This is a genomic window from Psychroflexus sp. ALD_RP9 (genome assembly GCF_017311165.1).
GTDB lineage: Bacteria > Bacteroidota > Bacteroidia > Flavobacteriales > Flavobacteriaceae > Psychroflexus.
Window position 1 is genome coordinate 2,100,802 of the sequence record NZ_CP062973.1, and the last position, 24,820, is coordinate 2,125,621.

A 24,820-nucleotide genomic window follows, 5' to 3' on the forward strand; every position below is an offset into this window, starting at 1 on the left:
AAATGTTGAATTTTTTGTTTAATTTTTAATATGTTCCATGATTATACCTGCATGAACTCGTGAATTTTCGATAAACCATTTGTGAGTTTCCATACCACCACAAATAACACCAGCCAAATAAATATGTTCTACATTGGTTTGCATTGTTTGAGGATTGTAAACAGGAATATGCTTATTTTCAGCTTCAACTTTTACGCCTAATTTTTCTAAAAATTTAAAATTAGGCTTGTAGCCAGTTAAGGCTAATACAAAGTCGTTTGCAATACTAGTTGTTTTCCCTTTGTTATTTCTAAAAATAACTTCACTTGGTGTAATTTCTGTTATTTCAGAATTAAAATAGGCTTTAATACTGCCTTCTTCAATACGGTTAATAATATCTGGCCTTACCCAATATTTTACACGTTGTCCTATTTCACTTCCCCGAATAATCATGCTTACGTGAGCGCCTTTTCGGTAGGTTTCAAGCGCAGCGTCTACTGCTGAGTTACTTGCACCAACAACGGCCACATTTTGCATGGCGTAATAATGTGGGTCTTTGTAATAATGTTTAACTTTTTCAAGGTCTTCACCTTTCACATCTAACTTGTTAGGGATGTCATAAAACCCAGTTGCAACAACAATATTTTGAGTTGCATAAGCGGTCTTATTGGTCTTAACTTCAATAAACTGGTCATGATGTTCTACACTTTTAACTTCTTCAAACAACCGAATATTAATTTGATTAGATGTCGCAACACGTCTATAATACTCTAAAGCTTCTTGCTTTGTAGGTTTAGGGTTCTTACTTATAAATGGGATGTCGTCAAGTTCGAGTTTTTCAGAAGTCGAAAAAAACGTCATGGTTTCAGGATAATGATAAAGTGAGTTGACTAAAGCTCCTTTTTCGATGATGATGTAAGACAAATTCTTTTTTTTCGCCTCTAATGCGCAAGCAATACCTATTGGTCCGCCGCCGATAATCAATACATCGTATGTCATAAAATTTTAATTTACCAGTGTTTTTAAATCTGCAATTGTCTTTGTAGGATTTTCAGACTTAAATACAAAGCTACCAGCTACTAGAACATCAGCACCACACATTATTAATTCTTTAGCATTTTTACTGGTTACACCACCATCAATTTCGATTTTAGTTTCAGCCTTTTTTTCGTTAATCAAGGCTTTAAGTTGCTTCACTTTTTGGTAAGTGTTTTCAATAAAACTTTGCCCTCCAAAACCTGGGTTTACACTCATGACACAAACCATATCTATATCTTGAATGGTATCTCGTAAGAGCTCAACATTGGTATGGGGATTAATAGCAACGCCTGCTTGCATACCTTGTGTTTTAATTGCTTGTAAACTTCTATGTAAATGCGTACAAGCTTCATAATGAACAGTTAGCATATTGGCGCCAAGTTCAGCAAATGTTGTAATGTAGCGATCAGGATCTACAATCATTAGGTGCACATCAATAAATTTTTTAGCATGTTGTTGAATAGCCTTTAGAACAGGCATTCCAAACGATATATTTGGCACAAAAACGCCATCCATAATATCAATATGAAACCAATCGGCTTGACTTTGATTCACAAGCTCGACGTCGCGTTGCAAATTACCAAAATCTGCTGCTAAAATTGAAGGTGCAATTAACTTTGTATCCATAACTTTATATATTAAATTGCAAAAATACACAATGCATAGATGGTAAACCATATTAATTAGAAAACTTCTACAATGCTACAACCAATAATTCATTACAGTTTGCATTTTGTTTTTATTGCTTGGTTTGCCTATCAATTTAAACGTCAAGAAATGGCTTGGTTTAAAGTTTACTTGATATTATTAAGTAGCATGCTTATTGATATTGATCACTTATGGGCAACACCAATATTCGACCCAAACCGTTGTAGCGTAGGTTTTCATACATTTCATTCTGAAATTTCAATAGGTTTATATATCTTAGTTTTTTTATTTTCGAGGGTATTCTGGTTGAAATTATTCACATTTGGGTTAATATTTCATATCATAACCGATGAAATAGATTGTTTAATGAGCACTTATTTTTAGTTTTTAGTTGAAGTTATTGCGCCAAATAGTATTACTAGTTTTCAGTTTAGTTTTTAGTTTAGCTGAAGCTCAAGAAAGCACTCTAAAATTAAAACTCATTAAAGAAACACCCGTAAATTACGATCGGTTTTTAGGTTTTGATCAATTTGGATTTGTCTATTACATCAATAATAATGTCCTTTTTAAGGAACATGATGACAAAAAAACTTTATTTCAATATCAAGAATTTGCCTTAGGAAATATTTCAGCAGTTGATTTAACCAACCCATTAAAAATAACCCTTTATTACAATCAATCTAATCTTAGCATAATACTTGACAATAGATTAAACGAGTTGTTTCGTATTAATTTCAACCAAGTTAAATCTACTTTAATTACTGCAATGGTTTCAACTTCACGGCAAGACCAATTATGGGTTTTTGATCTTAATAGTCAGGTTTTGCATCAGTTCGACTATAGAAATTCGCGTATTGTTAATTCTTCCTTGCCTTTAAAAGCGCCATTTAATCATTTCGCTAGTGGTTACAATTACTTCTTCTATTCAAACGATAATTTTGTTTACGGCTTCAATGTTTACGGCAATGAAATTTTAAGAAAAAAACATAATGCTTCTATACATAAGTTAGAATTTATTTATCCAAACTTATTAATAGTACAAGATGATACTTTGAAAATTTATAATGTAGAGACTAAGAAAAAAGAAGTTTTTGATTTATCAAATATTCCTTATCAAGATGTGTTTTTGAACGATGAAAACTTCTATATTTACGACGGAAAAACATTAAAAACATATCAGGTTTCTGATTAAAACTACAATTTATGCACGTTGCAATTGCTGGAAACATTGGCGCAGGAAAAACCACTCTAACGCAGTTATTGGCTAATCACTTTGGTTGGGAGCCTGAGTTTGAAGACGTTTTAGAAAACCCTTTTTTAGAAGATTTTTATAATGACATGAAGCGTTGGTCTTTTAACCTTCAAATTTATTTTTTAAATTCTCGATTTAGGCAAATTCTTGATATTAGAGAAAGTGGAAAAGATGTTATTCAAGACCGAACTATTTATGAAGACGCATTTATTTTTGCACCTAACTTACATGCAATGGGGTTAATGTCTAACCGAGATTACGATAATTACAGTTCGTTATTTGATCTTATGGAATCGGTCACTAAATCTCCAGACTTACTTATCTACTTACGCAGTAGTGTTCCAAATTTAGTTAAGCAAATTCAAAAACGTGGTCGTGATTACGAGAACTCCATTTCGATAGATTATCTAAATAGACTAAATGAGCGTTATGAAGCTTGGATTGAAGGTTACAACAAAGGTAAATTACTTATTATCGATGTTGATAACCTTGACTTTGTCGGGAATCCAGAAGATTTAGGCGATATTATTAATCGTATAGATGGTGAAATTAATGGTCTATTTTAGTTAGACTTTTAATTTTATTCATTAAAAAATTGTTTTAGGTTTGGCTTAAAATAGTTAGGACCTTTTAAAACTTTACCGTCTTCACGGTAAATTGGTTTTCCATCTTTACCAAGTTTACTCATGTTAGAACGTTGAATCTCATCAAAAACAGCTTCAATTTTGTCTTGCATTCCGTGAGAAATCATGGTACCACATAATATATAAAGCATGTCTCCAAGAGCATCAGCGACTTCTACTAAATCATTGTTTTGGGCTGCTTCAAGATATTCTTCATTTTCCTCACGCATTAACTTGTAGCGAAGTAAATTAATATCATCACCTAAACTAGCTTTCGGTATTTCATTAATAGTTAAACCAAAGGCTTTGTGAAATTTTTTTACGGCATTAAGCGGTTTTTTAATCATAATTAGATGTATTTTTGTGTAAAAATACGCTTTTATGTTTACGACAGGTCAACTAATATTTGCAACTCTTTTTTTTATAGCTTTTGTTATAGCTATTTATTTTAGTTACCAAAAAGACAAAAAATTAAGGCGTAAACACTACAAAGGCTCATATGCAGTGATAATTGCCTTTTTTGTTTTCTTGATTGTTTTATTCTTAATGAAGTTTATTTTACATTAACGCTTAAGCAAGCAAAGTCTCAAATCGCATCCTACTTATGTCCGTAATAAATTCAATAAAATCTTTGATTTGGTATTGGTATACTTTAATTATTTATTTATATTTGCAACCGATTAATTTTTAGTAAGAATAAATTATTTATAGATATGAAAAGGACTTTCCAACCTTCAAAAAGAAAACGTAAAAACAAACATGGTTTTAGAGAGCGAATGGCGTCTAAGAATGGTAGAAAAGTTCTTGCTAGAAGACGATCTAAAGGAAGAAAGAAATTATCAGTTTCTTCTGAAATTAGTATGAGAAAACGATAATAATGCATTGTCATTTTTAATATAAAGGCGTTGTTTTTTTAACAACGCCTTTTTTTATATCCAATACTCAATAGTTAACTTAAAAATTATGCCTAAAAATCAAAATCTAAAAACAATACTTCTTATAGGTTCAGGACCGATTGTAATTGGTCAAGCTTGCGAATTTGATTATTCTGGCTCTCAAGCCTTACGCTCTTTAAGAGAAGATGGAATAAAAACGGTTTTAATAAACAGTAACCCAGCGACTATTATGACCGATCCTTCTATGGCTGACCATGTATATTTAAAACCACTAACTACAAAATCGATTATTGAAATTTTAAAAAAGCATCCTGAAATTGATGCTGTTTTACCAACAATGGGTGGCCAAACAGCTTTAAATCTTTGTATTGAGGCTGATGAAAAAGGAATCTGGGAAGATTTTGGCGTTAAACAAATAGGTGTAGATATTGATGCTATCAATATTACAGAAGACCGAGAGAAATTTAGGCTACTCATGCAAAAAATTGGTATTCCTGTAGCACCTTCAAAAACCGTTACTTCCTATTTACAAGGTAAAGAAGTTGCACAAGAGTTTGGTTTTCCTTTAGTTATTAGAGCCTCATTTACTTTAGGTGGTACTGGAGCATCTTTTGTACATTCTGAAGATGAATTTGACGAGCTACTAGAACGTGGCCTTGAAGCCTCGCCAATTCATGAAGTCCTTATAGATAAAGCACTTTTAGGCTGGAAAGAATATGAACTTGAATTACTTCGAGATGCTAATGATAACGTTACCATAATTTGTAGTATTGAAAACATGGATCCAATGGGGATTCATACTGGTGATTCAATTACAGTAGCACCAGCAATGACATTGAGTGATAGGACTTATCAAAAAATGAGAGACATGGCCATTAAAATGATGCGAAGCATAGGCGACTTCGCTGGTGGTTGTAATGTGCAATTTGCGGTAAGTCCAGATGAAAAGGAAGATATTATCGCGATCGAAATTAATCCGCGTGTTTCACGTTCATCTGCATTAGCATCGAAAGCAACCGGTTATCCAATCGCTAAAATCGCAGCTAAGCTAGCGATTGGTTATCATTTAGATGAATTAGAAAATCAAATAACTAAAACAACTTCAGCTTTTTTTGAACCAACTTTAGATTATGTAATTGTAAAAATTCCACGATGGAATTTTGATAAATTTGAAGGTTCAGACCGAACCTTAGGCTTACAAATGAAGGCTGTAGGAGAAGTCATGGGAATTGGACGTTCTTTTCAAGAAGCCCTTCATAAAGCAACTCAGTCACTTGAGATAAAGCGAAATGGGTTAGGAGCCGACGGTAAAAGTTATACCGATTACAACCAAATTTTAGAAAAATTAGAGTTTGCAAGTTGGGATCGTGTTTTTGTGATTTATGATGCAATTCAAATGGGAATACCACTTAGCAGAATTCATGAAATCACTAAAATTGATATGTGGTTTTTAAAACAATATGAAGAGCTTTTTATGCTTGAAAAGCACATTTCAACAAATTATAGTATTGATGACCTTGACGTTGATATTTTACTTGAAGCCAAACAAAAAGGTTTTGCAGATCGTCAAATCGCTCATATGTTAGGTTGTTTAGAAAGTGAAGTTTACAACAAAAGAAAGGAACTTAACATTAATCGAGTTTACAAACTAGTTGACACATGTGCTGCTGAATTTGAAGCTCAAACTCCTTATTATTATTCAACTTTTGAAGCTAATGTGCAAACAGCCACAGGCGATATTTTTACTGAAAATGAAAGTATAGTTTCTGATAAAAAGAAAATCGTGGTGTTAGGCTCAGGACCAAACCGGATTGGTCAAGGAATAGAGTTTGACTATTGTTGTGTTCATGGTGTTTTAGCAGCTGCTGAATGCGGCTACGAAACTATTATGATTAATTGTAATCCCGAAACCGTTTCAACTGATTTTGATACGGCTGATAAATTATACTTTGAACCTGTATTCTGGGAACATATTTATGATATCATTCAACATGAACAACCAGAAGGTGTCATTGTTCAGCTAGGAGGACAAACCGCTTTGAAACTCGCTGAAAAACTTGATCGCTATGGAATAAAAATCCTAGGGACAAGTTATGAATCTCTTGATTTAGCTGAAGATCGTGGAAGTTTCTCTAACTTATTAAGAGCTAACAATATTCCATTCCCAGAATTCGGTGTCGCTGAAACAGCAGACGAAGCCTTAGCACTTGCTGATGATTTAGATTTTCCTATTTTAGTAAGACCTTCATATGTTTTAGGTGGTCAAGGCATGAAAATAGTCATCAATAAAAAAGATTTAGAAGCACATGTAGTTGATTTGCTCAGAAAAATTCCTAATAATAAATTATTACTTGATCACTATCTTGATGGTGCTATAGAAGCAGAAGCAGATGCAATTTGTGACGGTGAAAATGTCTATATTATTGGTATTATGGAGCACATCGAGCCTTGTGGTATTCACTCAGGCGACTCTAATGCCACTTTGCCACCTTTCAATTTAGGCGACTTGGTACTTGAACAAATTAAAGACCATACTAAAAAAATTGCTTTAGCCTTAAATACAGTTGGACTAATCAATATTCAATTTGCTATAAAAGATGATAAAGTTTTTATTATAGAAGCAAATCCAAGAGCATCTCGAACAGTTCCATTTATAGCAAAAGCTTATGGTGAGCCTTATGTTAACTATGCAACAAGAATCATGTTAGGTCATAATAAAATTACTGATTTCGAATTTAATCCTGAACTTGAAGGATATGCGATTAAACAACCCGTATTTTCATTTGATAAGTTTCATAATGTTAATAAACAATTAGGACCTGAAATGAAAAGTACAGGCGAAAGTATTTTATTTATTGACAGTTTAAGAGATGATGAGTTTTATGATTTATATGCCAAACGTAAAATGTACCTAAGTAAATAAGATTTAAAGCTTATAAATATAAACGCCACTAGATTTTAGTGGCGTTTGTGTTATAAATAAATATCTTGAAGGTTTATTTTTTTTGATACATTTTATGACGTTGCTCTTTAATTTTAGGGTCTGACATATATTCATCGAAGGTGCTGTATTTGTCAATGACACCGTTAGGAGTTAACTCTATAATTCGGTTGCCAACTGTTTGAGCAAATTGATGGTCATGTGTTGTTAGTAAAATATTACCCTTAAAGTTAACTAAAGAATTATTAAATGCTGTAATTGATTCTAAATCTAAGTGATTTGTTGGTTCATCAAGAATTAAAACATTAGCTCTCATCATCATCATTCTACTTAGCATACACCTTACTTTTTCACCGCCAGAAAGTACTTCTGCACCTTTTAAAGCTTCGTCTCCACTAAACAGCATTTTTCCTAAAAAACCTCTAATATGAACTTCTTCTCGTTCTTCATCAGTTTTAGCCCATTGCCTTAACCAATCTACAAGGTTCATTTTCGTATTAAAAAAATCACTATTATCATTAGGTAGGTAAGATTGTGAAGTCGTTACGCCCCATTCAATTTTTCCTGTATCAGGTTGTTGCTTACCATTAATAATTTCATAGAAAGCTGTTGTGGCTCTTGAATCTTTAGAGTAAAAGATTACTTTATCGTTTTTAGATAAATTAATGTGTATGTTTGAAAATAAAACTTCACCATCTAAGCTTGCAGAAAGATTATCTATATTTAAGATTTGGTCTCCAACTTCTCGGTCTTTCTCAAAAATAATAGCAGGATAACGTCTACTCGAAGGTTTAATATCTTCAAAGTTTAGTTTTTCAATCATTTTTTTGCGGGAAGTTGCCTGTTTAGATTTAGCAACATTTGCGCTAAAACGCTCTATAAATTGTTGGAGTTCTTTCTTTTTATCTTCGGCCTTTTTATTTTGTTGTGCTCTTTGTCGAGCAGCCAATTGAGATGACTCATACCAAAACGTATAATTTCCGCTGTAGTGTGTAATCTTGCCAAAATCAATGTCTGAAATATGTGTACAAACTGCATCTAAAAAGTGTCTGTCGTGAGACACTACTATAACAGTATTATCAAAATTAGCCAAGAAATTTTCAAGCCAAGAAATTGTTTCGTAATCAAGGTCGTTTGTTGGCTCATCCATAATTAGAACATCTGGATTACCAAAAATAGCTTTAGCTAACAAAACACGAACTTTTTGTTTGCCGTCTAAATCTTTAACATGATTGTAGTGTAAATCTGTTGAAATTCCTAAGTTTGATAGGAGTGAGGCTGCATTGCTGTCTGCATTCCAGCCATCCATTTCTTCAAACTCAACTTGCAAAACACCAACACGCTCACCATCAGCATCACTAAAGTCTTCTTTAGCGTAGATTTCATCCATCTCTTTTTTAATATCATAAAGAGGCTTGTTTCCCATTATAACAGTTTCTAAAACTGTATAATCATCGTAAATGCTATGGTCTTGCTCTAAGACTGACATCCGTTTTCCAGGTTCTAAATGAACATGTCCAGAGGTTGGCTCAATTTGATTTGAAATTATTTTTAAAAAAGTTGATTTACCTGCGCCATTAGCACCTATTATACCGTAGCAGTTGCCTTCGGAGAAAGTGGTGTTAACCTCGTCAAATAATACGCGTTTACCAAATTGAACTGACAAATTAGAGACTGTTAGCATGAGTGTTTTTATTATAATTTTTTGCAAAAGTAAGGATATATATCTAATTTGTAAAGTTTCTATTTAAGGCTTTTAACGGTCGATTAACAGCTAGCTTTAATTGCTAGTGATATATTTGTTGGTTTAATTACTTTTTTATGAGATTTTTGGTGATTTTATTGGCAATTAGTTTTTTTTCATGTCAAAAAAATACGAGAGATGATACTTATTTAGGTGGCCAAATTATAAATCCTCTTGACTCTATTGTTACAATTCATCATAACAATACTATAATTGATTCTATTAGTGTTAATAAAGATGGAAGTTTTCAAACACGCTTAAATATTGCTAATGAAGGTATTTACACTTTTAGCCATCTGCCTGAGTGGCAATTACTTTATTTAAACCCTAGTGATAGTCTTGCCTTCAGAGTTAATACAAAAGATTTTGATGAGTCACTTACTTTTTCTGGTACGTCAGCAGTTGAAAACAATTTTTTAATTAACATGTATTTGATGAATGAAAAGAATGATGATTTAATTTTATCATACTATAAAATTCATCCAAAGACTTTTGCTCATAAAACAGACTCACTTAAAACCCAAAGAATTAAACAGCTAAACGACTTAAACAAAAAGTATGAGTTTTCCGAGTACTTTTTAAATGTTGCCCAAAAAAGTATATTGTTTGAGTATTATGACATGAGAGAACGTTATGCTTTTTTAATTAGAAAATATTTTCCTGAGCGAAGTCATAATATTTCAGATCAATTTTTTTCTTACCGAAACGAGGTAGATTTTAATGATGAATCTATGTTGTTTCACATAGGTTATATGCGTTTTTTAGATAATTTCTTAAAAAATAAATCAATAGAGCATTGTGAACTTCAAAATAAATCTTGTTTTACGCTTAATAGCTTTTCAAACATTAAAGACCGCTTGGCCTTGGCAGATTCAATATTCACAAATACTTCTATTAAGAACAAGTTCCATAAGCGTTTGTTAGAAGAAGAAATTTTACTTGTTAAAAATAAAAATCAGTTAGCACAGGTTAAAAAAATTATTGATGACTGTCAACTATCTGTTACAGATAAGGAAGATTTGAAATCTTCAGCAAATTTACAATCTTATTTTTTAGAAGGTCGGTATGTAGGAAATGAATCTTTTATTACTTCAGGCCTTAGTAAGACTAAAATAATTGACTTAATTGATAATAGACCCTTAGTAGTTACAACTTGGTCTAGCTATTCTTCGGCATATTTGAATTTAAGGAAATCAATTTTAAGTGAGTTAAAGTTGAAGTATCCTGAGATCAAATTTGTAGGATTAAATATTGGTTATTTAGATCAAAATCAATGGGTTTCGAATTTAAAAAAATTCAATTTAGATGTTAATTCTGAATTTAGTTTAGAGATTTCTGAATCTGAATTACCCAATAAAAAATATTTAAATAATCATATTAATCGATTATTCATGATCACAAAAAAAGGATACCTTAAGTTTAGTAATGTATCCTTTTCTGATAGAAATTTAGAATCTAAGTTATTGCAACTGCTTAATTAGAGCTGCCATAAATTTTTTCGTAAAGATTCATATACTTGGCTTTTATTACACGACGTTTAAGTTTCATTGTTGGTGTTAGATGTTCATCTTCAACACTCCAAACATCGGCAGTTAATTCAAAACGTTTTATCTTTTCCCATTTACCGAAGCGGGCATTGAGTGTATCAATTTCTTCTTGGATACGATTAATCAGTTTAGGGTTATTTATAATTTCTTTGTTGCTACTTCCTAGATTATAATTTTTGCGTTCAGCCCATTCTTCAATAAATTCAAAGTTAGGTTGAATTAGTGCAGCAGGCATTTTTTCACCTTCACCAATAACCATAATTTGTTCAATAAATCTAGATTGCTTCATGGTATTTTCAATTAGTTGCGGTGCAACATATTTGCCACCAGAAGTTTTAAATATTTCTTTTTTACGGTCTGTAATTTTTAAGAAACCTTCATCATCAATTTCACCAATATCGCCTGTATGGAAATAATCATTCTTGAGTACTTCATTTGTTTTTTCTTCATCTTTGTAATAACCCATCATAACCTGAGGTCCTTTAACCAAAATCTCTCCATCTTCAGCAATTTTAACTTCGGTTTCTGGTAAGACTTTTCCGACTGTTCCTATTTTAAAGCCTTTGTTTCGCATATCGTTTACAGATATTACAGGCGATGTTTCAGTTAGACCATAGCCTTCCATAACGCCCATTCCTGCTGCATTAAAAACTTTAGCTAATCGAGGTTGTAAAGCTGCACTTCCAGATGCAATAACTTTTAAATTTCCGCCTAAAGCTTCTTGCCATTTGCTAAAAATAAGTTTTTTGGCTAAGCTTAGTTTCTTTTCATACCACCAGCCGTTTTGTTGGTAAGGTTGGTAATCTAAACCAACATCTACAGCCCAGAAAAATAAAGCTTTTTTAATACCCGTTAAGTCTGCACCTTTTGCAATAATTTTGTCATAAACTTTTTCAAGTAAACGAGGTACGGCTGACATGACCTCTGGTTTTACCTCTTTTAGATTATCGCTAATTGTTTCAATAGATTCAGCAAAATAAATACTCACACCATTATATTGATATAAGTATTGTAACATTCTCTCATAGATATGGCAAACAGGTAAGAAACTAAGTGCTTTTGCTTGACCTGGCTCTAAAGGAAGTCTTGTAGAACTATTTAAAGCATTACTCACAATGTTTTTATGTGATAGCATGACTCCTTTAGGCTTTCCTGTTGTACCAGATGTATAAATTAAAGTCGCTAAATCGTTTTCAGTAACTTTATTCTTTAGCGCTTCAACTTGGTCTTGTGTCGATTCATCCTCACCAAGCTTTAAAACTTCTTCCCAACTTTTAGCGCCATCTATTTTATTGAAAGTATAGACTTCTTTTAAACTAGGAACTTCATCTTTTATAGCCATGACTTTGTCATAGACTTCTTGGTCTGAAACAAAGCAAATTTTAGATTCGCTATGATTAAGTACATAAGCATAATCCTCTTCAGAAATGGTAGGATAAATAGGAACATCTTGAGCACCAAGTTGCATTATTCCAATATCCATAATATTCCATTCAGTCCGGTTATTAGTTGAAATGATCGCTACTTTATCGTTTGAGGAAATACCTAATTTTAATAAGCCACGACTAATTTTATTAACTTTCTTGATATATTCTTTAGATGAAGTTGAAATCCATTTACCATTATATTTAGTTACTAAAGCATCATCTAAATTATATTTTTCGGCTTGATAATAGGGGAAATCAAATAAGCGTTTTATTGTTGACATGAGAATATGGATTTTTTAATAGGGAAAAATAAAGAATATTTCTATTAAATTCTACTAAAAAGCTTAATTAAGCTGCTAAAATTTTACACAAATTTGATTTTTAGTTTTTAAATAACTGTAAATCAGTAAAATATTTATTTTATAATGCTAATCTTTTATAATTAGTAAAGGTATTTTTAGCTCTCTATTAAATAAATCTTCTGTGATGCTACCTAAAGTTAGATTTGAAATTGTGTTTGCTCCTTTGTCTGCAACCATTAATAAGTCTACATTATTTTTGTAAGCTTCTTTTTTAAGTTTACTTGCAACATTAGCTTCACGGCCTAAAATTTTTATTTGATTTATTTTACCATTGAATCTTACTTTTTTAAGAAAATTATCAAACTTTTTATCAACATAATCTTTCATCTTGGGTTCAATTTTAGAATTGTTGACGTATGGTGAAAAATGGATTGGTAAGTTGTATACATGAACAGCTTCAAACTCAAAATTATGTTCAGAATTGAGAAAGTCAGCAAATGTAAAGCATTTTTTTGAAGCGTTCGAGAAGTCAGTACCAATCCAGACTTTCTTCATACTATGATTAGTGTTTTTTGGTATCCATAAAAATTGGCATCTAGTGGTTCTTAAAAGCTTGAAAGCTAAAAGGCCAGAACCCTCATCATTATTTTTATTACCCATTATCAGTAAATCAATGGTGTATTTATTCACAATATAACTAATAAGTGATTCAGTATAAGGGTCGTCAGAAATAAGGACTTCCCATTCGACTTCAGATTTAAAATTATTTTCTACAGTTTCATTAATTTCATCAGTTATCAGTTCTTCTAAATCTATATTTTCAAGTTCTTTTTCGAGCATTTCAGATATTTCGTAGCGTTTTATGTTATGAACAAAATACACTTTCTCAACACCTACTGAGTCTGCAAAAAAAGAGCTATATTTAATTAAATCTTGATCGATATCTGAAAGATCTAGACCCACTAGTATATTTTTAATTGGTTTCATGGTGACTATTTTTTTATTCTTTTTTTAATTATGTTACTTACAATTTTTTCATAGTCTTTTCTTTGATGGTCTTCTTTAGATTTTTCTCGTTTTTTAACTTCATCGTTTAAGCCTCTATACAACGAAAAGCACATGATAAGAAGAATGATAGCAAAGGGTAAACCAGTTGCTATTGAAGCAGTTTGCAAAGCACCAAGTCCGCCTCCAATTAATAATACGGCTGCAACGGTTCCTTCAGTTACAGCCCAAAAAATACGTTGGCCGACTGGCGCTTCAATTTTACCGCCAGAGGTTAGACTATCTATGACTAAAGATCCTGAGTCTGATGAAGTAACAAAAAATCCCATAATTAGAATAATTCCAACAACATTTAATACTATCGTAAATGGAAAATTTTCAAAAAAGATAAAAAGTGCTGTTGAAACGTCATTATCAACGGCTTTTGCAATGGTTTCATTACCGTTTAAAATCATGTCTAATGCTGAGGTTCCAAATGCTGTAATCCAGAAAAAAGTAAGTAGGCTAGGAACTATAAGTACACCTAATACAAATTCTTTGATGGTTCTTCCTTTTGAGACTCTAGCGATAAAAGTTCCAACAAAAGGTGACCAAGCAATCCACCAACCCCAATAAAATAACGTCCAACTATTTTGCCAATCTCCATTAGAGAAGCTTTCATTCCACAGAGAGATTTCTACAACACTGCTAAAGTAATTACCAATATTTTCTAGATAACTTTCAAAAATAAAAAGTGTAGGACCTAAAATAACGACTAAAATAAGTAAAACTACAGCAATTCTAACATTCCACTCACTTAGAATTTTTACACCTTTGTCTACGCCTAAAACAACTGATATTGTAGCTATAGCAGTAATTCCAGCAATGAGTAAAACTTGAGTTGTAATTCCTGAGCTAAGACCCAAGACCTGTTCTAGTCCAGCTGCAACTTGTTGTACGCCTAGGCCTAATGAGGTTGCTAAACCGAAAAGAGTTGCCAGAACGGCAAAAATATCTATAATATCACCAATTATACCATAAATTTTATCACCTAAAAATGGATAAAATACGCTTCTAATTGTAAGCGGTAAACCTCTTGAATATGTAAAAAATGCAAGAGCTAAACCTACTAAAGCATAAATAGCCCAGGCATGAAAGCCCCAGTGTAAGAAAGTGAAATTCATAGCTTCTTTAGCAGCAGCAACTGAATTAGCATCGGCACTAGGTGGATTTCCAAAATGGGTTACAGGTTCAGCTACACTCCAAAATAATAAGCCAATACCCATACCAGCACTAAAAAGCATTGAAAACCAAGATAATGTCTTGAATTCTGGTTCAGCATCTCTTCCCCCAAGTTTTATTTTGCCATACTTTCCAAAAGCTAAAAAAAGAATAAATATTAAAAATACATTAACACTCATTACAAATATCCAGCCACCAAATTCGGCAACTTGATTTTGAACTTTGTTAAAAATATCTTCGGCTGCTTCTCCAAAAATAAGAGTAAGTGCAATTCCAATAATTATTAATATTGTCGATGAAAAGAAAACAGGACCATTAATTTCTAATCCAAAAATTGATTTCTTTTCATCGCTTCTTGTAATTTTTTGAGACATAAATATTTGTTTATAAATTTATAGGTTATCTTGATTTGTTATCTGTAAGGAAATAATATCCGAAATTAATATTAAATCTTGCTTCCCAATCTAAATCTGGTTTTCCTGCGCCAAGTTCATTAGTGAAATCTCCACCAAACCAAGAATGATTGTATCCTAATGCATAGTCTATATAAATGTAAACATCTCCAGCCGAGACTAAAACACCAGTAACATTCATTGCAGAATCCTTAAAACTATCAACTCTTTTATCCATGTATCCGAAATCATTGTAAAATTGAAGATTACTTATCGGACCAATATCAACTGGTAAATCATATGATATGGCAGCTGTATACATTTCAAAATCTGAAGCTATATCATAAGGGAATCCATAAGCACCCATTCTTACGATATCTCTGCTTTCGTTCATTGCATTGATAGGGTTATGTCTTGTGGATATTAGAGACGTTTTTAAGTTCCATCTTTTATAAAATACTTCATGATGAATTGCTAATGAATAATGATCACCTACTTCTTCGGTGTCAATATTGTATAGTCCGCCATACTGAGCAGAAAAGCCCAATCTTTGCTTGAATTTCTGCCCTGTTTTATAGACAATTTTGCCATTAAATTGGTTAATTTCTTTATTTCTGCCTACAATGTCATAAGCATATCGCTCCGGGTTTACTTCTCTTGACCCACCTAAGCTATAAAGTTCAGAACCTTTAAAGAATGCTAATTGATACTCAATCTTATCACCAAAATTCATGTATTTAAGGCCCAAGTCATGATCGTCTTCTAAGCCGACATAATATGTTAGATTGAAAAACCAATTATGTGAATTATAAGTTTGAATTCCAAATGGTACTTGTGTTAAACCAAGGTGTATATCTTCATTTTCGTTTATCTTGTAGCCTATCCAACCTTGTTTCATAAAGCCGCCTCCAAAACCTGGTGCGTAATGTCTGTATTCTGCATTTAAGTAGACATCTTTATATTTTGCTTCTGCATTTATTCTTATAAAATCATACACGAAATCTCCTCCAATATTTTTTTGTTCAGAGTCCCATGAACTTACAAGATAGTTGTAACGCAGTGCGCCTCCAACATTTACGACAGGATTATCTTGTGAATAACTTAAGAGCGATATTAACAAAAAAAGTAATTTTACTTTCATAAATTATTTATTACTTAAAACCGAAAATAAATAAATATTAATGAAATCAAAATTAAATTGCTAAGCTGTAAACTGTTTTTTAAACTCAAACGAATGAGTTTCTAATAGAATTTATAAGACTAATTTAATGCCGTTTGCCTTTCCAAGTTCCACCATACCTATAACTTAAATTGGTTACTTTTTGTTTTTCAACGCAAGATTTGCATGCAAATATCCATGATTTCCCTTTTTTAATTTGAATTCTATATAGAATTTCAAATTCTTCTTGACAAATGGCGCAAGTTTTTGTTTTCAATTATAAACTTATCGGGTTAATCTTGATATTAATGCTTGATGCTTTGGAAATTTTTGTTGAAGTTCTTTTCTTTTGGCTAATTTAAAGTCTTTAAAATCAAAACCTGGCGCAACTGTACAACCCACAAGCGCAAAGCTTTTAGGTTGAGTAACTTCTGCCGCAAACCAATGCTGAGCAGGAACAACAAATTGTGGTATTTCACCATTTGAAAAGTCTGTTCCAATTTTAATTTTAGAATATTTGCCTTGAGGTGAAATCATATGAAGTAAAATACGACTACCTAAGTAAAAATGCCATATTTCATCTTGGTTAACTTTGTGAAATGCAGAAAATTCTTCTGAAGTTAACATAAAATATATGCAAGTACTTGCACTTCTAACAGAAGTAAATTCAGATGGTAAACTTTCATTTTTAATAGTTATCTTACTACGATAGGTTTCTTTATAGTAACCACCTTCAGGGTGTTTTTCTAGTTGGAGTTGTTCAATTAAATCTTGTTTTGAGGGCATCATTGAGTCTTTTCTAACCAGTTTTTAGCATTTACAAAAGCTTCTAACCAAGGTGTAACTTCATCTGTTCTATTATTAGGATAATAAGGCCAATTCCATTGAAATGTGGAGCGTTCGAGATGAGGCATCATTACTAAATGTCGACCTGTTTCATCACACAACATAGCAGAATTGTACTGAGATCCATTTGGGTTAGCAGGATAGGTTTCTGCATGATATTTAGCAGGTATTTGGTAGTGATGCTCTTCATAAGGAAACTGAAACTTGCCTTCACCGTGTGCAGCCCAAATTCCTAATGTACTGCCTTCTAGGTTTTTAAGCATAATTGAAGCTGATTCCTGAATTGTTACGGCCGTAAATTGGCATTCAAATTTATGCGAATCGTTGTGTAATAATTGTGGTTTCAGTTGGTCACCTTGATTTAATAAGCCTAGTTCTACAAACAACTGGCATCCATTACAAACTCCTAAAGACATGGTATCTTCGCGACTAAAGAAGTTGCGTAGGGCAAGATTTGCATGTTCATTGTACTTAAATGCACCAGCCCAACCTTTAGCACTTCCTAAAACATCTGAGTTAGAAAAACCGCCAACTGCCGCTACGAATTGAACATCCTCTAAATTTTCAGCACCAGACATTAAATCGGTCATGTGAATATCTTTTACCTCAAAACCAGCTAAATACATAGCTCGTGCCATTTCGCGTTCAGAGTTTGATCCTTTTTCTCGCAAAATAGCTGCTTTAATTTTTTGTTGAGGCAAATTTGGTTTTCTTCCTGTAAAATGTGTTGGGAACTTGAATTTTAGTGGTGCTTTTTCAAGATTTTCAAAGCGTTCTTGAGCTTTTATTTTTCCACTTTGTTCACAATCAAACTCGAATGAACGTTGAAACCAAATATTCCTGTAATCTGAAATATTGAATTGAAGTTTTTCTTGTTGGTGTTTTATTGAAATTATTCCAGTTGAATTGGCTTTACCAATCGGAATAGCATTTAAATTTAGTTCTTCAATTTCAGCTGAAATATCTTGATTAGACTGAAAAACCAGTCCGCTGTTTTCAGCAAATAGCAATTTTAATAGATTATCTTCCTTAATTAGAGATAAGTCTAATTCAGCACCTAAGTCAAGATTTCCGAAGCAAAGTTCAAGTAGGCACGTAATTAATCCGCCTGATGAAATATCATGACCAGCTGTAATCTTCTTAGCTTTAATTAATTGTTGTATGGCGTTAAATTGAGATTTAAAATAGGCATCATCTTTGATACTTGGGGCATCTTGACCAATCTTATTAAGACTTTGCGCTAATGCTGAGCCACCTAATTTGTAGCTGTCTTTGGATAAATCTAAATAATAAATCTGTCCTGCGTTTGGGTTTAATAAAGGTTCAATTACATTAGTAATTTCGTGACAGTTGGCTGCAGCTGATATAATTACGGTTCCTGGTGAAAGTACTTCTTTGTACTTGTATTTTTGTTTCATTGACAAAGAATCTTTACCAGTTGGAATGTTAATGCCTAAATTAATTGCAAAATTTGAAACAGCTTCAACCGCATCATAAAGCCGAGCATCTTCACCAGGATTATTGCATGGCCACATCCAGTTTGCTGATAAAGACACTGAACTTAAATCATGTTCTAAAGGAGCCCATATTATATTGGTTAAAGCTTCTGCGATTGAGTTTTTAGCACCAGCGATAGGATTGATTAACCCTGAAATAGGAGAGTGGCCAATGGAAGTTGCAATGCCATTTTTACCATTGTAGTCTAGAGCCATTACTCCAACATTATTAAGTGGAATTTGTAATTCACCTAGTGTTTGCTGCTTAGCGACTCGACCTGTTACACAACGGTCTACTTTATTGGTTAACCAATCTTTACATGCTACAGATTCTAACTGAAGTATATCTTTGGTATAAGAATAAATTAATTCTGGTTGCAGTTTTTCAAGTTCGCTAAATTTTCGGACTTGATGTTGATCTTTCATGATTGTTTTTGGAGAACTTCCAAACATATCACTAAGCATTAAATCCATTGGTGTTTCACCACTCATAGAATTACTAAAGGTAAAGCGGTGATTGTTAGTGACTTTACCTACAAAATACATTGGTGAGCGTTCTCTATTAGCTACTTTTTTTAAGAATTTTGCTTCTTCAGGAGGCATCACTAATCCCATACGTTCTTGAGACTCATTGCCAATAATCTCTTTAGCTGATAAGGTTTTATCGCCTACAGGGAGTTTGCTAATATCAATTTTACCGCCAGTGTCTTCAACTAATTCACTGAGACAATTAAGGTGGCCGCCAGCACCGTGATCATGAATTGAATTAATAGGGTTTTTATCAAGCTCTACCATTGCACGAATAGCATTCGCAGCACGTTTTTGCATTTCTGGGTTCGATCTTTGAATAGCATTAAGTTCAATACCGCTTTCAAATTCACCTGTATCTGCAGAAGAAACTGCTGCGCCACCCATACCAATTCTATAATTATCTCCGCCTAAAATAATGATATCATCATTTTGTTGAGGTGTATCTTTCAAGGCTTGATTTGCTTTGCCATAGCCAATACCACCAGCTAACATAATCACTTTATCATAGGCTAAAACATGCTCATGCTCTTCATGTTCAAAAGTAAACAGCGATCCAGAAATTAACGGCTGTCCAAATTTATTACCAAAGTCTGATGCGCCATTAGAGGCTTTTATTAAAATATCTAAGGGCGTTTGGTATAACCATTCACGTTCCTTTATCTTGTTTTCCCAAGAACGATTTTTTCCTGTCCTTGAATAAGGCGTCATGTATACCGCTGTTCCTGCTAATGGAATTGATCCCTTACCACCAGCAAGTCGATCTCTAATTTCGCCACCACTACCTGTAGCAGCTCCATTAAACGGCTCTACAGTTGTTGGGAAGTTATGCGTTTCTGCCTTTAAGGAAATGACCGAATTAAATTCTTTTGCTTCGTAAATAGAGGCTTGGTCTGGGCGTTGAGGCGCAAACTGTTCTACCTTTGGACCTTTTAAAAAAGCAACATTGTCTTTGTATGCAGAAACGATGCCGTTAGGGTTTATCTCAGAGGTTAACTTTATGAGTTTAAATAATGAGTGTTCTTTTTCTTTTCCATCAATGATGAAGGTACCATTGAAAATTTTATGGCGACAATGCTCAGAGTTGACTTGCGAAAAGCCAAAAACCTCGGCGTCAGTTAATAGTCTTTCAATTTTTTTACTTAATGATTTTAAGTAATCGACTTCTTCAGGGCTTAGTGCTAAACCTTCAGTTTTATTGTAGGTTTCAATATCTGTAATCGATTTTACTGCTTCAGGTGTCGTGTTAATTTCAAAAATACTTTGGGTTAAATCATGGTATTTTTGAAATAACATGGCATCGTACTCAGTTGAGTTATCTTCAAATTCATGAAATTCTTCAATACGAGAAATGCCATCTATTCCCATATTTTGGGTAATTTCAACTGCATTAGTGCTCCATGGAGTAATCATGACCTGACGCGGACCAATAAATTTTCCTTCAACTTCTTTTTTATCGATAAAAAAAGCATCACCAAAGAGCCATTTTAGCTTTTTGATGGTTTCGTAATCAGGACGTTTATTGATTTTAACTGCGAATAAGTGCGTCTTTCGGCTTTTGAAAAAAACTACCATAGTGGTGAATTTAATGTTGTGTTATGACGCCCTCAAAAATACAATAAAAATATGAAGAATTACCTAAAATGTGTAAGTTTGAAGAATTACAGAAAAATAGATTTTGAACCGTAACAATATATCTAAATCAATAAAGATAGCAGTATTTTTTTTATGCTTATTGCCACTTCAATGGGGTTTGATGTGGTGGTTTAACTTTCATCCTGATGATTTAGAACTTTACTATATTCCTGTTTTTGAAGTTTTATCAACTTTACAACTGTATAGTTTAGCTTGGTTACCTTTTTCAATTGGAGATGTGTTTTACCTATTTTTGGTTATTTGGTTAGTGGTATTGATTTATCGATTTATTAAATTTAGGAGAAATCGGTTAAATCGCTTTATTAGCTTTTTAGGCTTTTGTGCATTGTTTTATACCTTATTTAATGTTTTCTGGGGTTTTAATTATTACAGGCGACCTTTAAATCAGCAACTTGAATTATCATCAAAATATTCAACTGAAGCACTTGTTGAATTTACATGTGAACTTATTGAAGTGGCAAACGCAAGTCACTTAAGTATTTCTGAGAATGATACATTGGCTGTTAACTTCAACTTTTCTAAGTCTGAAATGCAAAATTTTGTATTTGAAGCTTATCAAAAACCATCTAACTTTCCGAATAAACTTAAATATCCAGTCAAAAATATAAAGTCATCATTATGGTCTTTACCATTGAGTTATGCTGGTTTTAGTGGTTATCTAAATCCATTTACTAAAGAAGCACAGTTTAATAGTTTAATGCCCCAATACAAGTGGCCAACAACAATGGCTCATGAAGTGAGTCATCAATTGGGTTTTGCAAAAGAAAATGAAGCCAATTTTATTTCTGCTTTAGTTTGTATTAATTCAAAACATAAATATTTAAACTACGCAGGTTTAACTTTTGCTTTAAAATATAGTCTAAATGATATCTATAAACGCGACCCTGAGTTGTTTGAAGTGATGTTAGCCGATGTTAATCAAGGAATTATTGAGAATTACAAAGCTTCTCGCCAATTTTGGGAGCAGTATCAAGGTCCTAGTGAAGTAATTATGAAGCAAATTTACGGTAACTTTTTGAAGGCTAACAATCAGCCTAAAGGCATTGAGACTTATAGTTATGTAACCGCACTTTTAGTTAATTATCATAACACCTATCAATTATTTTAATTTAAATTTTAATCTATGAAACATTACTTATTTATGTTGATTTGCTGTTTAGGGCTTAGCAGCTTTGCTCAGGATTATTTTCCTGATAGTAAAGGCGTTAAAGCTAAAACATCAAATTATGTGGCAATTACAAATGCTATCATACACGTGAGCCCATCTAAAACTCTTGAAAATTCAAGCTTATTGTTTAAAGATGGCAAAATAGTTAGTCTTGGCGATAGCAAGTTTCCTGAAAATACGGTCATTATTTCTGCTAAAGGAAAACATATTTATCCTTCATTTATTGAGCTATATTCAGGTTTTGGAATTAAAGATCTTCCAAATGCACCAAGAACATCTCAGCCACAATATAACCCTAATAGAAGCGGTTATTATTGGAATGATCATGTACGACCAGACCAAGATGCAACAGCACACTTCAAATTCGATGAGAAAAAAGCTGATGCCATGCGTAAAGCTGGTTTTGGAACTGTAAATACACATGTTACAGATGCTTTTTTAAGAGGTACAAGTGCCTTATATACCTTGAAGTATGGAGAAAATGTTAATGAAAATTTACTCAAATCAAATTCAGCACAATACTTTGCTTTCGATAAAAGCCAGCAATCTCGCCAAGCTTATCCAAGTTCAATTATGGGTTTCACGGCTTTATTACGCCAATTTTACCATGATACCGAAGCTTACAAAAATGGCTTGATTTCAGAAAAAGATTTGGCTATCGAAGCTTTTATAAAAAATGAAAATTTACCACAAATTTTTGAAGTTTCTGATTATTTAAACGCCTTAAGAGCAGATAAAATTGGAGATCAATTTGGTGTTCAATATACTATTATTGGTAGTGGTGATGAATATAAACGTGTTCAAACTATTAAAGAAACTAATGCTAGATTCGTATTACCAGTTAACTACCCTAAGGCTTATGATGTTGAAGATTCTTATCTGCGTGATTATTTGAGTTTAAGCGATATGAAGCATTGGCAACAAGCACCAAATAATGCCATGATGCTAGCTGATAATGGTGTTGAAATTGCTTTTACCACTAAAGACTTAAAATCGCCAAGCACACTACACAAAAACTTAGCAAAATCAGTTAAATTAGGACTTGACAAAGCTACAGCTTTAGCGGCTTTAACTACTGTGCCTGCGCAAATTCTTCAAGTTTCAAATCAGCTTGGTACACTTGACGAAGGAAAAATAGCTAACTTCATTATTACATCAAATGAGTTGTTTGCTAAAGACACCAAAATCTTAGAAAATTGGGTGCAAGGACATAGATTTACATATGGTGATATAGATCAAATTGATATCTCAGGAGACTATTTGTTAACGTTTGATAATAATGAGTATGACTTGTCTATTTCTCAAAAAGGAGAATCATTTAAAGCCACGCTTAAAAATTCGAGTACCACATTTAATACTAAATTAAGTTTTGAAAATGACTGGCTTAATTTAATTATACCACTTGAAACTCAAAATGAAAATAAATATCATGTACTTTCAGCTAAAATAAGCAATCAAACAAATCAAATAAACGGTAAAGCAGTTTTAGCAAATGGAGCTGAATCTAAGTTTACAGCTACCAAAAAAACTTCAGTTGAGCAAAAAGCTAATAAGGATAAAAGTGATTCTAAAAAGGAGGACTCAGAAAACAATATTAAGGTATTACCGGTGACTTATCCTAATATGGCTTATGGTTTATCAACACCAAACCCAGAGTCAAAACGAATTTTATTTAAAAATGCTACAATTATAACAGGTAGCCAACAAGGAAAATTAGAAGGTTATGACCTATTAGTTGAAGATGGTAAAATTGAAAAAATCGGAAAAGATTTAAAAAGTCGTCGTGCTGAAGTGATCGATGCTACGGGAAAATTTTTAACCGCAGGAATTATCGATGAGCATTCCCATATTGCTGCAAGTTCAGTAAATGAAGGTGGCCATAATTCATCAGCTGAAGTTAAAATGGAAGATGCTGTAAACCCAGATGATATTAGTATTTATAGGTCATTAGCTGGTGGTGTTACTACAATTCAGTTGTTGCACGGTTCCGCCAATCCTATTGGTGGTCGTTCAGCTATTTTAAAATTGAAATGGGGTAAACCTGCCGAAGAAATGATTTACGATAACTCACCAAAATTCATCAAATTTGCTTTAGGTGAAAATGTTAAACAATCAAATTGGGGCGGCAATTCTAGATTTCCACAAAGTAGAATGGGCGTAGAGCAAGTTTTTATTGATTATTTTACAAGAGCAAAAGAATACGGCGAATTAAAAGCTTCTGGTGAGCCTTATCGTGTTGATGAGGAGCTAGAAACTCTACTTGAAATTATCAATAGTGAGCGCTTTATCAGTTGTCATTCTTACGTGCAAAGCGAGATTAATATGTTGATGAAGGTTGCAGATCAGTTTGATTTTAATGTGAACACATTTACCCACATTTTAGAAGGTTATAAAGTTGCCGACAAAATGAAGGCTCATGGAGCTGGTGGTTCAACTTTTAGCGATTGGTGGGCTTATAAATATGAAGTTAACGATGCCATTCCTTTTAACGCGGCCATTATGCATGAACAAGGCGTAACAGTAGCCATTAATTCAGACGATGGCGAAATGATAAGAAGACTCAATCAAGAGGCAGCAAAAAGCATGAAATACGGTGATGTTTCTGAAGAAGATGCCTGGAAGTTTGTTACTGCCAATCCAGCAAAACTACTTCATATTGAAGACCGCGTAGGAACGGTTGAAGAAGGTAAAGATGCCGATTTGGTTTTATGGAATGCACATCCGTTAAGTATTTATGCAAAACCAGAAAAAACAATGATTGAAGGTGTTGTTTATTTCGATTTAGAAAAAGATTTAGCAATGCGAGAACAAATAAAAAATGAACGCAATATCTTGATCAATCAAATGATGCAAGCAAAAAATAAAGGCTTAAAAACTCAGCCAATTAAAAAGAAAGAAAAAGAATTTTTACACTGTGATAGTTTAGATCACCTTAACCATAAACACAATTAA

Annotated in this window: 18 protein-coding genes; 8 read left to right on the forward strand and 10 right to left on the reverse strand. The window is 32.8% G+C overall.

Annotated elements, in window-relative coordinates; all coding sequences use genetic code 11:
- Nucleotides 1–18 precede the first annotated feature (18 nt).
- Both IMZ30_RS09965 and rpe read right to left on the reverse strand, forming a co-directional pair.
- On the reverse strand, nt 19–978 hold the full coding sequence (locus tag IMZ30_RS09965) for a YpdA family putative bacillithiol disulfide reductase (protein WP_207038158.1): 960 nt from the start codon (nt 976–978) through the stop codon (nt 19–21).
- 6 nt (nt 979–984) lie between these two features.
- The gene (rpe, locus tag IMZ30_RS09970) at nt 985–1,644 is read right to left on the reverse strand and encodes a ribulose-phosphate 3-epimerase (protein ID WP_207038159.1); all 660 of its coding nucleotides are present in this window, start codon (nt 1,642–1,644) and stop codon (nt 985–987) included.
- A 72-nt stretch (nt 1,645–1,716) separates the two neighbouring features.
- Here rpe and IMZ30_RS09975 point away from each other — a divergent pair, with 72 nt between their 5' ends.
- From IMZ30_RS09975 to IMZ30_RS09985, 3 genes are read left to right on the forward strand one after another with little or no spacing between them, the layout of a single operon-like run.
- Nucleotides 1,717–2,049 carry a DUF6122 family protein gene (locus tag IMZ30_RS09975; protein WP_207038160.1) on the forward strand — a complete coding sequence of 111 codons (333 nt, stop codon included), beginning with the start codon at nt 1,717–1,719 and terminating at the stop codon, nt 2,047–2,049.
- 16 nt (nt 2,050–2,065) lie between these two features.
- Complete coding sequence (locus tag IMZ30_RS09980) at nt 2,066–2,857, forward strand: hypothetical protein (RefSeq protein ID WP_207038161.1); 792 nt, start codon at nt 2,066–2,068, stop codon at nt 2,855–2,857.
- Nucleotides 2,858–2,868: 11 nt separating this feature from the next.
- A complete protein-coding gene (locus IMZ30_RS09985) occupies nt 2,869–3,483 on the forward strand; it encodes a deoxynucleoside kinase (RefSeq protein WP_207038162.1) in 615 nt (204 codons plus the stop codon).
- Nucleotides 3,484–3,497: 14 nt separating this feature from the next.
- Here IMZ30_RS09985 and IMZ30_RS09990 read toward each other — a convergent pair whose 3' ends face one another.
- The gene (locus IMZ30_RS09990; RefSeq protein ID WP_207039713.1) at nt 3,498–3,884 is read right to left on the reverse strand and encodes a nucleoside triphosphate pyrophosphohydrolase family protein; all 387 of its coding nucleotides are present in this window, start codon (nt 3,882–3,884) and stop codon (nt 3,498–3,500) included.
- A gap of 369 nt (nt 3,885–4,253) precedes the next feature.
- Here IMZ30_RS09990 and rpmH point away from each other — a divergent pair, with 369 nt between their 5' ends.
- Both rpmH and carB read left to right on the forward strand, forming a co-directional pair.
- Nucleotides 4,254–4,415: a 50S ribosomal protein L34 gene (rpmH, locus tag IMZ30_RS09995; protein WP_073192997.1), complete on the forward strand. Its 162-nt coding sequence runs from the start codon at nt 4,254–4,256 to the stop codon at nt 4,413–4,415.
- An 88-nt stretch (nt 4,416–4,503) separates the two neighbouring features.
- Complete coding sequence (gene carB / locus IMZ30_RS10000) at nt 4,504–7,359, forward strand: carbamoyl-phosphate synthase large subunit (protein ID WP_207038163.1); 2,856 nt, start codon at nt 4,504–4,506, stop codon at nt 7,357–7,359.
- A gap of 73 nt (nt 7,360–7,432) precedes the next feature.
- On the opposite strand, the gene IMZ30_RS10005 is transcribed toward carB, so the two are convergent.
- A complete protein-coding gene (locus tag IMZ30_RS10005; protein WP_207038164.1) occupies nt 7,433–9,061 on the reverse strand; it encodes an ABC-F family ATP-binding cassette domain-containing protein in 1,629 nt (542 codons plus the stop codon).
- A 137-nt stretch (nt 9,062–9,198) separates the two neighbouring features.
- Here IMZ30_RS10005 and IMZ30_RS10010 point away from each other — a divergent pair, with 137 nt between their 5' ends.
- Nucleotides 9,199–10,602: a hypothetical protein gene (locus tag IMZ30_RS10010; protein ID WP_207038165.1), complete on the forward strand. Its 1,404-nt coding sequence runs from the start codon at nt 9,199–9,201 to the stop codon at nt 10,600–10,602.
- Here IMZ30_RS10010 and IMZ30_RS10015 read toward each other — a convergent pair.
- From IMZ30_RS10015 to purL, 6 genes are all read right to left on the reverse strand, one after another.
- Nucleotides 10,595–12,376: an AMP-dependent synthetase/ligase gene (locus IMZ30_RS10015; RefSeq protein WP_207038166.1), complete on the reverse strand. Its 1,782-nt coding sequence runs from the start codon at nt 12,374–12,376 to the stop codon at nt 10,595–10,597. The two genes, IMZ30_RS10010 and IMZ30_RS10015, sit on opposite strands and share 8 nt — an antisense overlap.
- A 147-nt stretch (nt 12,377–12,523) precedes the next feature.
- Complete coding sequence (locus tag IMZ30_RS10020) at nt 12,524–13,384, reverse strand: universal stress protein (protein WP_207038167.1); 861 nt, start codon at nt 13,382–13,384, stop codon at nt 12,524–12,526.
- A 5-nt stretch (nt 13,385–13,389) separates the two neighbouring features.
- Nucleotides 13,390–14,997: a BCCT family transporter gene (locus tag IMZ30_RS10025; RefSeq protein WP_207038168.1), complete on the reverse strand. Its 1,608-nt coding sequence runs from the start codon at nt 14,995–14,997 to the stop codon at nt 13,390–13,392.
- 25 nt (nt 14,998–15,022) lie between these two features.
- A complete protein-coding gene (locus IMZ30_RS10030) occupies nt 15,023–16,156 on the reverse strand; it encodes a hypothetical protein (protein ID WP_207038169.1) in 1,134 nt (377 codons plus the stop codon).
- Between the two features lie 303 nt (nt 16,157–16,459).
- A complete protein-coding gene (locus IMZ30_RS10035) occupies nt 16,460–16,960 on the reverse strand; it encodes a cupin domain-containing protein (RefSeq protein ID WP_207038170.1) in 501 nt (166 codons plus the stop codon).
- Nucleotides 16,960–20,619, reverse strand: a complete 3,660-nt coding sequence (gene purL, locus IMZ30_RS10040; protein WP_207038171.1) for a phosphoribosylformylglycinamidine synthase — start codon at nt 20,617–20,619, stop codon at nt 16,960–16,962. Before purL ends, IMZ30_RS10035 begins: the two co-directional genes overlap by 1 nt.
- A gap of 181 nt (nt 20,620–20,800) precedes the next feature.
- Between purL and IMZ30_RS10045 the strand changes: the two genes are divergently transcribed.
- Both IMZ30_RS10045 and IMZ30_RS10050 read left to right on the forward strand, forming a co-directional pair.
- Entirely contained in the window at nt 20,801–21,808 is a 1,008-nt protein-coding gene (locus IMZ30_RS10045; protein WP_207038172.1) for a DUF3810 domain-containing protein, read from the forward strand.
- A 15-nt stretch (nt 21,809–21,823) separates the two neighbouring features.
- A complete protein-coding gene (locus IMZ30_RS10050; protein ID WP_207038173.1) occupies nt 21,824–24,820 on the forward strand; it encodes an amidohydrolase family protein in 2,997 nt (998 codons plus the stop codon).